The following is a 10,344-nucleotide window of genomic DNA, read 5'->3' as shown; positions in this document are numbered from 1 at the left end:
TGAGGCAAAAAGCGCCTCTTCGTCAGGGCTTCCAACGCCCTCCTGTTCTGAGCAAGCCACTTCCACTTTTTATAGTAATTCAAACACTCCTGCTGCTCCCATTCCGCCACCGATACACATTGTTACGATACCGAATTGTTGGTTGCGGCGTTTCATTTCGTGAATAAGAGATAGTGTTAGTTTTGCTCCTGTACAACCAAGTGGATGTCCAAGTGCGATTGCACCGCCGTTTACGTTTACTTTTTCTTCATCTAAACCAAGTTCGCGAATAACTTGGATCGATTGAGAAGCGAATGCTTCGTTTAGTTCGAACAAGCCAATATCAGATAGCTCTAGACCAGCTAATTTTAACGCCTTTGGAATTGCAGCGATTGGGCCGATTCCCATTACTTCTGGTGGTACGCCAGCTACTGCGAATGAACGGAATTTCGCAAGTGGTTTCATGCCATCACTCACTGCTTTTTCACGGTCCATTAATAGTACAGATGCTGCACCGTCACTCATTTGTGAAGAGTTACCAGCTGTTACAGAACCGCGAACGTTAAATGCTGGACGTAGTTTACCTAAAATGTCTAGCGTCGTTTCTGCTCTTACACCTTCGTCTTGCGCGAAAATGATTGTTTCTTCTTGCAGTTTATTATTTGATCCAACAGTACGTAATGTTACATCTACCGATACTGTTTCATCAGCGAAGTTACCTGCAGCTAATGCTTTCGCAGCGCGTTGATGACTTCTTACTGCAAATGCATCTTGCTCTTCACGAGAAATTCCATATTTCACAGCAACTTGCTCTGCTGTATGTCCCATACCCATATAATATTCTGGAGCCGCTTCTACAAGGCGACTATTCGGACGAACAACGTGTCCCATCATTGGAACTAAACTCATTGATTCCGCTCCGCCTGATAATACCGCTTCCGAGTGACCAAGCATAATACGCTCTGCTCCGTAAGCGATACTTTGTAATCCTGAAGAACAGTAACGGTTAATTGTAATAGCTGGAACATCGTAAGAAAGTCCTGCTAACCCTCCGATATTACGAGCCATATTTAAACCTTGCTCTGCTTCTGGCATCGCACAACCGAAAATTAAATCATCAATTGGTCCTTCATAATTCGCACGCTTTAACGTTTCCTTTACTACTAACGCCCCTAGATCGTCAGGACGAACTGTTTTTAATGAACCCCTTTTTGCTTTTCCAATTGGTGTTCTTGCTCCCGCAACAATGACAGCTTCTCTCATGAACGATATCTCCCCTCGTTATTAGTTACGTAATGGCTTTCCTTTTACAAGCATGTGCTGCATTCTTGCTTGTGATTTCATCTCACTTACTAAGCTAATAAATGCTTCACGTTCTACATCTAATAAATACTGCTCATCAACTTCTGTTCCGTACGGTACTTTTCCGCCCGCAATGACATATGCAAGTTTCTTCGCAATGTGAAGATCATGTTCAGAAATGTAACCTGATAAATGCATTGCTTCTGCACCAAGTACAAGTGTTGCATAGCCTGTTTCACCAACAACTGGTATCTTTTTACGGATCGGCGCTTTATAGCCAGCTTCATATAAAGCAAGTGCTTTTTGTTTCGCATCATATAGTAAGTGATCACCATTCACACTAATACCGTCTTTATCGCCTAAGAAGTTGTTCGATACAGCTTCTTGTGCTGATGTAGAAACTTTCGCCATCGCTACAGATTCGAATACTTTATTCGCAACTTTTTGCAGATCAAACTCTACACCGTTTGGCATTTTATTTAAGTGTTTAATGTATAGCTCTTTATTACCGCCTCCGCCAGGGATTAAGCCAACACCAACTTCTACTAAGCCCATATACGTTTCGCTAGAAGCTTGAATGCTCGCTGCTGGTAAGCAAACTTCTGTACCTCCGCCAAGCGTCATACCATATGGTGCTGCTACAACTGGCTTAGAAGAATATTTAATTTTCGTCATTGCATCTTGGAAGTTTTTCACAACCAACTCAATTTCAAAGTAGTTGTCATCTTGTGCTTCCATTAAGATCATTGCTAAGTTCGCACCAACGCAGAAGTTCTTCGATTGGTTACCGATAACAAGACCTTTATAATTCTTTTCTACTTCATCAACAGCGTAGTTAATCATTTGCGTAATATCCATACCAATTGCATTGCTCTTCGAATGGAATTCTAAGCAAAGGATACCGTCACCTAAATCAATTAAGCTCGCTCCGCTATTTTTCTTTAATACGCCATTTTTCGCTTTTAATTGTTTAAGGGAAATTGCCTTTTTATTACGTTCAATTAGCTTATATTCACCATTATCGTAATAGTAGCTATCTCCGTTATCATGTTTATAGAAAGCAGTGAAACCTTTCTCTACCATTTCTTTCACCCAAGTCGGAACAACTGCGCCGTTTTCTTCCATCTTTTGAACAGACTTTTCAACGCCAATTGCATCCCAAACTTCAAATGGTCCTTGCTCCCAGCCGAAGCCCCACTTCATCGCTTGGTCAATTGCAACGATATCGTCAGCAATTTCTTTATGAAGTTTTGCAGAGTATAAAAGAGTTGGTGTGATGATGTTCCATAACAACTCTCCTGCGCGGTCTTTCGCGTATACAAGCGCTTTCAATTTATTCGATAAACCTTTTTCTTGTTTACTTAACTCGATAGATGCAGCTTTTAATTTTTTGCGAGCTTCGTACTCCATCGTTTCAGGATTTAGTTCTAAAATTTCTTTTCCTTGTTTTAAGAAGAAGCCTTGACCTGTTTTACTTCCAAGCCATTTTTTATCAAGCATGTCATGCATGAAAGCTGGTACTTTAAATACATCACGCTCTTCTTCTTGTACGTTTTCATATACGTTATTTGCAACGTGTACGAATGTATCTAGACCAACAACATCTAATGTACGGAACGTTGCGCTCTTCGGACGACCAATAAGTGGGCCTGTTACAGAATCAACTTCCCCAATGCTATAGCCGCGTTTTACCATCTCTTGAAGAGTTACAAGTAAACCATACGTACCGATGCGGTTTCCAATAAAGTTTGGTGTGTCTTTTGCGATAACAACGCCTTTTCCAAGAACGTCTTCGCCAAATAGTTTCATGAAGCTTAATACTTGTGGATCTGTTTCTTTCGTCGGTATTACCTCTAGAAGTTTTAAATATCGTGGTGGGTTAAAAAAGTGTGTTCCTAAGAAGTGTTTCTGGAAGTCGTTTGAACGACCTTCTGCCATTTTTTCAACTGAAATGCCTGACGTATTCGAGCTTACGATAGAACCCGGTTTACGAACTGCATCTACTTTTTCAAATAGTTTCTTTTTAATATCTAAGTTTTCAACTACTACTTCAATAATCCAATCAACATCAGCTAGACGCTCAAGATCATCTTCTAAGTTACCTGCTTCAATCAGTGCTAGATTTCCTTTCACTGTCAGAGGAGCTGGTTTTTGCTTTAATAGTTTTTGCACAGCCGTATTACTAAAACGATTTCTCACACTTTTATGTTCTAATGTAAGTCCCTTCGCTTCCTCTTCTTTTGTTAGCGCAGGTGGTACAATATCAAGCAATAATGTCGGAATACCAATATTAGCTAAGTGTGCCGCAATCCCTGAACCCATTACGCCTGAACCTAGAACAGCAGCCTTTTTAATTTGGAACATCCAATTCTCCCCCTATTCTTGAATGAATGCTCATTCAATTTTTCGACATAAGTCGCAATCAATGAGTGAGCCTCTACTAATAAATATATGATACAGTTTGAATTTTCGCAATATATTTATTGATAAAATTTTCTGAAATAAATATTTTTCTTTTATTTGCCCATGCTATATGTATGTATTTTCTTCACTCAAATACACTTTTCCTTTTTATAATCTGACGAAACTGGAGGAATATATATGGCAAAACTTAAGAAGAACCCTTCAAAAGCTGGAATTAGCGCAGCAAGTGTAACTGGAAATGCAGGTCCGCATAATCACGGTGTGGAAAAGGGCCGTCAAGGTAATAACCAACAATATAAGAAGCATAATATGGGCGAAAAATAACGGTATATTTTTGGGCAGAAAACGTGGCATAATGGGTAATGGCTGCTTTTTCTGCCCAATTTATTTGTACATATGGAAAACAAAAGAGGGAACGATGATGAAACGAACAATAGTTATGATTGTAATGATTGCTACACTATTTACAGGGATGATTTTCTTCTCTTACGCACAAAGACAACAAGCTGTAAGAGCCGATCAACCTAGCATCACTGGGCAATACGCCATTACAATCGATGCAGACACAGGTGAAATTTTGTATGGAAAACGAGAGGACGAACGCTCTTATCCGGCTAGTATAGCCAAAATGATGACAACTCTTCTCTTACTAGAGAATGTAAAAGAAGATGAAGAAATTACAATTACAGAGAACGCAATTAAAACAGAAAGTCAAAGTAAGAAGATTAAACTTCATGCTGGGGAAAAGTTAAAGCGTGATGAGGCATTAAAACTGATGCTTATCATTAGTGCAGACCCAATAGCTGAATCCATCGCAGAACATATCGCAGGATCAAAAAATGAATTTGTAAAAATGATGAATGCTAGAGCGAAGGAACTCGGTACAAAGCATGCGACTTTCAAAAATGCAAGTGGCGCTGATGCACTCGGAAATAAAGTATCACCATATGACATTGCTATGATTACGAGAGAAGCATTAAAGTACCCAGTTGTTTTAGAATATATGAATTCAACACGTACAACTCTACATACTTCAGAACGCTCTCCAAACATCGCAAACTATGGACGAGAAGAACTATATGACGATCCATATGCAATTGGAAGTAAAAGCGGTCTATCAGCACTCGGAAAATATACGGTCGTAACAGTGGATGAAAAAGACGGTAAACGCGTCATTAATGTTGTATTATCTTCTACTCGCACACAACTATATCCTGATACGAAAAAAATGGCACATTACGCATTTCAGCAATTAAAATAACCAAGGAGTATTTTCTCCTTGGTTATTTTTTAACCATACCTTTTAACACGAACGCAACGTTTGCTGGACGCTCTGCTAGACGACGCATGAAGTAGCCATACCAGTCATTTCCATAAGGTACGTAAACACGCATTTTGTAACCTTCTTTTACTAGCTCAAGTTGACGCTCATTACGAATACCATATAACATCTGGAATTCAAATTGGTCTCTTGGAATATTGTGTTCTTCGGCAAGTTTTTTCGTATATTCAATAATCGCTTCGTCATGTGAAGCAATTGCAGTATAATTTCCATTTAATAAGTGCATTTTAATAATTTTTTTATAGTTATCATCTACATCTTTCTTATCCGGGAACGCCACCTCTTCAGGCTCTTTATAAGCTCCTTTTACAAGACGTAAATTCGGACTATAAGCATTTAATTCTTCCATATCTTTTTCTGTACGATATAAGTAAGCTTGAATAACTGTACCAATATTATCGTACTCAGATTTTAGCTGTTTAAAGATATCAATTGTCTTTCCGCAGCGTGTATAGTCTTCCATATCAATGGTAACAAACACACCATTTTCTTTTGCAGCTTCTAAAATACGGCGCATATTGTTCATTACGATTTCATCAGAGATATCTAATCCCATAGAAGTCATTTTTAAAGAAAGCTGCGAATCAAGACCTTCTCTTCCGATTGCACGGATCGCTTCAATCGATTGGTTAGCCATTTCATTTGCTTCCGCTTCATTATCAACGAATTCCCCTAAATAATCAATCGTTACACAAAGACCTTGCTTGTTTAATGCCTGAATTGCAGCTGTCGCTAATTCAATCGTCTCCCCTGCGACAAAGCGACCTGCACCAAAGCGTAAACCGTACTTTTTAGCCAGTTTTGTTAGCGCTTTATTTTTTGACAAGAAAAGAAACGAATTTCGCATTAATTGTTCCATGTAATTCACCCCTATGACTGTGATTTATCTGTTTTTTACCCCTCTTCAAAATTATATCATTGTTTAAAATTATTGGATACAAATAATTATTTAGATAATTTATAAAATACTATAAAAACATTTAAAACCCTATATTTCCGCTTATAAATATGCAGGAAATATTTTTCGACATTTAGAAAAAACGAATTTACTAGGCACAAAATAAGCATGTCGAAAATATTCGACATGCTTATAAAACCCTTTATATTCCATGTAAATTATATAAGGATATTAATACAGAAAACTTGAGATTATATTTACCTCAAGTTTTTTTATTGCTCATTTCTCTTCTCTTCATTCAGCCTTTTAATATCTGTAATTAACTGTACCATCTCTTCTTTCGCATCAGGATACGTCTCATTCCAATGCTTCACTAAAGCCGGCATCGTCTTTGCTATGTAAGAATACAGTGCCCACTTCTGCACCTGTTCTTTTCTCTCTTCATTGCTCTCTCCAAGTAATAGTTCCGTGTATTTCTCTAACAACCCATCAAATTGTTCGTTAAACTTTTCACTCATCTTATTTACCTCCTATATGAAAAAAGCAGCGAAGATCGCTGCTTTTCCCTTATAATTTTGATCGAACAGAGTTTAATTTCTTCTCCATTGTGCTTACTTTATCACGACGATCATCGATACGAATTGTTGTCGCAACGCGCTGTGCACCTTTCGTATATGGAACTTCGTGCATTTGTTGAATGACTTCTAGAATGACAGGAAGATCTCCTTCAATAATTGTATTCATTGGTGTTAATTGATATTTCACGCGATCTGCATTTTTCTCTAACACCTTTTGTACTTCTGCTACATATTCACTAACACTTGGATTACCAGTTCCTACTGGAATAATCGATACGTCAACAATTGCCATAGTAGTCTTCCTCCTATAATTGTTTCTTATATATCCATTGTCTATTTTACCGAAATACTCATCATTTTACTAATTTGTTATTCCTCTATTTTAAACTGCTCAACTAATCTTTCTAAGTCTCTCATATGCTCCGTCAAACTTTCCATCGTATGAGCTACCTTTTCTAGATGATTCACTTGTGATTCAGTTGCAGCATTTACCTCTTCCGAAACAGCTGCGCTTTCTTGACTCGTACTAGCAATTGTATGCATTACCGCTGTAATTTCTCCTTGCTCGTAACCGATGTTATGTACCTCTGCTACAATTTGTTCCACTGACATACTAATCGTATTTACAACTGACATAATTGTGCGGAATTCTGTTTCTGCCTCTGTCGTAACTTTATTTTGTATATCCGCAATATCTTTCAATTTACTTACAACTTCTACAACTCGTCTTACCTCTACTTGTACATCACCGATCATCGTTGCAATTTCTACTGTTGCATCTTTTGATTGTTCCGCTAATTTTCGAACTTCTTCAGCGACAACAGCAAAACCTTTACCTTGTTCACCTGCACGCGCTGCCTCAATTGAAGCATTTAAAGCAAGTAAGTTCGTTTGATCCGAAATACCTTTTATAAGCTCTACAACATTTTGAATCGATCCAACTCTTTGCTCTAACTTTCCGGATGCTTCTTCTGTATGGACAACAATCGAAGATGATTGGCCCCTTGTCCGAACTAAATTACGCATCGTATGTAATCCTTGCTTAGATGCCTCTTCAGCTTTGCCAGCCACTCCTTTTATTTCACCAACGGAGTGATTCATTTGTTCCACTGACTGCGCCATATTCTCGAGCTGCTCTGAAACTTCATCTACACTATTAGCAAGAGTAGATGCTCCTCCGCTCACATCATCCATTGCACCTGACACTTCTCTACTAGCAGCTACAGTTTCATTCGTTAAATAATGTAGATTATGCGTTGATTGCTGCACTGTTGATACACTATTTTTAATTTTGCTTACCATTTCATTCATTTGCTCAACCATATGATTAAAATGATTCGTTAGCTCTCCAACTTCATCCTTACTTGTCACTTTCATTTGCAACGTTAAATCACCTTCTGCTACTTTTTGAACGTGATTCGTTAATAGTTGCAGCGGTCTCGCTAATCTTCTTGAGAACAAGTATGAAGCTGCGATTCCAACTAATAAGCTAATACATGCCATTATAAGGACTGTATTTCTCGTACTATTCAATAGCCCATCAATCGTTTCTTTCGGATAAAAAATTCCTATTTTCCATTTCATCAAATCAAATGACTGACTATAAACAACTACATCTTCACCTTTTAATGTAGTGACAGCATATTTTGTTACCTCTTTATTTAAACTCTTCACAAGTGGCTCTTTCGAAACATCTTTCCCTATTTTCTCTGGGTAAACAAGAGCCATATTTTTATCATTTATAATAAACATTTCTCCGCCGTTATTGTATTGAATATTATGAAGTAACTTCTGAATTGTTCCAAGTGATACATCCATAGCTACAACACCTAATACAGATCCATCTTGCGCTGTAATTGCTTTAGAAACTCCCACACTTAGCTTACCTGTAGCAATTTCATACATAGGTTGTCCCCAGTGAACCTTTTTCACATCAGCTTCTGAGTCTTTATACCAAGGTCTTGTCGTTGGGTCATATCCCTCTGGCACTTGTCCACCTTCAGCAAGATTGGCACTTAATGTTTTTTTATCTTTCGTACCAATATATAAGTCTAAAATGCCAGGATGATTCTTTTTGTACTCCGAAAATTCTTTCGTCAAAAACGCTTCTTCTTCTGGAGTAACTCCGTCTTGAAGTATATTATGAACCATCTCACTGTTCGCATAATATCCCATATCTTCATCCGTTCTTTGAACAAATGTCGTAAGTTGCTCTGTCACAAGATCCATCGTATTTTGAGAATACTGGTCTAAGGAGCGCACTTCCTTCTCTTTCTGTAATTGATACATTGTTGTACCTAATATTACAAACATCATAGAAATAAGCACCGAAAATACTACCGCAATTTTTAAACGTAAACTTCTCAACATCTTCCCCCAAGCATCCCCTTCTCGTTGTATTGTAATCATATTAATCACTATATTAAGTATAATGGATAAAATTAAAAAATTGAAATTAATTCTCATCTCAATTTGAGTAGAAAACCCACTACCACTTGTGCAAAAACAAATAGTTCATTATCCTTAAGCTATATAAAGTGAAACTTTAATCAGTGGGGTTTTGTTCTTCCCACTGATTATTAGCCTTCACCAATCGGACATTTACGGGCAGCCCGCCTCCCACCTAACCTCTTTGCTCCAGCCAAATTTTGAGGTGGGAGTCTTACTGCCCGTTAATGTGGGATAATCTCATTCGTTCGGAGGGAACTATGTTACAAAAATTCGGTTTCTCACAATATGAAAGCCAAGCTTATGAAGTTGTCGTATCAAGCAACGAACCACTAGATGCTACAACGATTGTGAAGCACTCTGGTGTTCCAAAAGCAAAAATATATGAAGTGCTAGCACGCCTGATCGATAAAGGAATGGTAATGGATTCTGTTTCAGAAAAGAAAAAGCTGTATACAGCATTACCACTCAAGCTAGCAATTGAAAAATTAACGACAGAATTCCAATCAAATATTGAAGAATTAGAAACGAATATATCCAAAAAATCATTTACAGATGACCGTGTGTGGAGCTTAAAAATGCAATCTTCTATTCGAGTTCAAAGTAAAGAACTCATCGAAAGTGCAAAAGAATCAATTCGCATTTCAGCTTGGAATGATACTCTTTTAGAATATCTCCCTTCACTAGAAGAAAAAGCAAAACAAGGCGTCAAACTCGAGTCCCTTATAGTTGGAAAAGTAGAAACAGATTTAGAAAACATGCATTTTCTAATCCCAACTGAAGAACCTAACGCATTAGAACGCTACTTGTTGCTCATCGTTGACGACCGTGAAATTTTATTTGCTGGAGTAGAGCAAGAATCATGGCAAGCAATGAAAACAATGTCGCAACCTTTCGTAAAGTTCTTTACAGAATTTTTCTATCACGACGTTGCACTTGCAAAAATTACAGAAAAGCATCTGGATCTCTTTATGCAAGATGAGGAAATTAAGAGTTTGTTGAGGAAGTTGAGATACTAAAAAAAAACGCCTCTATTACAAGGCGTTTTTTTCTACATTTCTTTTCTATTTTTCATCCTTAACACATAAGCACCAGCAATAATAAAACCAATTCCTAAAACGAATAAAACCGTAAATTCATTGCCAACGCCGCCAGTAGCTGGTAAACGCACTTCATTATGAGTATTAGGTTGTTGCATTGCCTTCACATCAGCGGAGGATTTCACTTCTCCACTCGGTGTTGGCTTATTTGGCTTAGAAGGAAGTGATGTCTTTTCTTCTTTCTTATTTTTCACAATATGTTTAATAATTTCTCCATCCTCTTTGATTTCAAATGCAAATGTCTCTTCATTTATTACATAGCCATTCGGCGCT

The 10,344-nt window shown here is 37.8% G+C and carries 10 protein-coding genes; 3 read left to right on the top strand and 7 right to left on the bottom strand.

Features of this window, described 5'->3' with window-relative positions; translation table 11 throughout:
* Nucleotides 1-69 precede the first annotated feature (69 nt).
* Both FS742_RS22775 and FS742_RS22770 read right to left on the bottom strand, forming a co-directional pair.
* Nucleotides 70-1,242 (bottom strand): acetyl-CoA C-acetyltransferase, encoded by a 1,173-nt coding sequence (locus FS742_RS22775; RefSeq protein WP_001206343.1) that lies wholly within the window; start codon nucleotides 1,240-1,242, stop codon nucleotides 70-72.
* A 21-nt stretch (nucleotides 1,243-1,263) separates the two neighbouring features.
* Entirely contained in the window at nucleotides 1,264-3,645 is a 2,382-nt protein-coding gene (locus FS742_RS22770; protein ID WP_144615244.1) for a 3-hydroxyacyl-CoA dehydrogenase/enoyl-CoA hydratase family protein, read from the bottom strand.
* 237 nt (nucleotides 3,646-3,882) lie between these two features.
* Here FS742_RS22770 and FS742_RS22765 point away from each other — a divergent pair, with 237 nt between their 5' ends.
* Complete coding sequence (locus FS742_RS22765; RefSeq protein ID WP_001096344.1) at nucleotides 3,883-4,029, top strand: YuzL family protein; 147 nt, start codon at nucleotides 3,883-3,885, stop codon at nucleotides 4,027-4,029.
* Nucleotides 4,030-4,126: 97 nt separating this feature from the next.
* The gene (locus FS742_RS22760; RefSeq protein WP_144615242.1) at nucleotides 4,127-4,966 is read left to right on the top strand and encodes a D-alanyl-D-alanine carboxypeptidase family protein; all 840 of its coding nucleotides are present in this window, start codon (nucleotides 4,127-4,129) and stop codon (nucleotides 4,964-4,966) included.
* 22 nt (nucleotides 4,967-4,988) lie between these two features.
* Here FS742_RS22760 and FS742_RS22755 read toward each other — a convergent pair whose 3' ends face one another.
* The 4 genes from FS742_RS22755 to FS742_RS22740 form a co-directional block, all read right to left on the bottom strand.
* Entirely contained in the window at nucleotides 4,989-5,906 is a 918-nt protein-coding gene (locus FS742_RS22755; RefSeq protein ID WP_000436782.1) for a proline dehydrogenase family protein, read from the bottom strand.
* A 311-nt stretch (nucleotides 5,907-6,217) separates the two neighbouring features.
* Nucleotides 6,218-6,463: a YusU family protein gene (locus FS742_RS22750; protein ID WP_001290594.1), complete on the bottom strand. Its 246-nt coding sequence runs from the start codon at nucleotides 6,461-6,463 to the stop codon at nucleotides 6,218-6,220.
* Nucleotides 6,464-6,512: 49 nt separating this feature from the next.
* A complete protein-coding gene (locus FS742_RS22745) occupies nucleotides 6,513-6,815 on the bottom strand; it encodes an MTH1187 family thiamine-binding protein (protein ID WP_001018860.1) in 303 nt (100 codons plus the stop codon).
* A gap of 77 nt (nucleotides 6,816-6,892) precedes the next feature.
* Complete coding sequence (locus FS742_RS22740; RefSeq protein WP_144615240.1) at nucleotides 6,893-8,893, bottom strand: methyl-accepting chemotaxis protein; 2,001 nt, start codon at nucleotides 8,891-8,893, stop codon at nucleotides 6,893-6,895.
* A 338-nt stretch (nucleotides 8,894-9,231) separates the two neighbouring features.
* Here FS742_RS22740 and FS742_RS22730 point away from each other — a divergent pair, with 338 nt between their 5' ends.
* Complete coding sequence (locus FS742_RS22730; RefSeq protein WP_144615238.1) at nucleotides 9,232-9,990, top strand: TrmB family transcriptional regulator; 759 nt, start codon at nucleotides 9,232-9,234, stop codon at nucleotides 9,988-9,990.
* Between the two features lie 32 nt (nucleotides 9,991-10,022).
* Here the strand turns inward: FS742_RS22730 and FS742_RS28085 are convergent.
* On the bottom strand, nucleotides 10,023-10,344 hold a 322-nt coding region (locus FS742_RS28085), incomplete at its 5' end, for an LPXTG cell wall anchor domain-containing protein (protein ID WP_260869683.1).

The sequence above is a fragment of the Bacillus cereus genome (assembly GCF_007678085.1).
Lineage (GTDB): Bacteria > Bacillota > Bacilli > Bacillales > Bacillaceae_G > Bacillus_A > Bacillus_A cereus_BE.
This window is presented reverse-complemented; position numbering and strand designations above follow the sequence as displayed.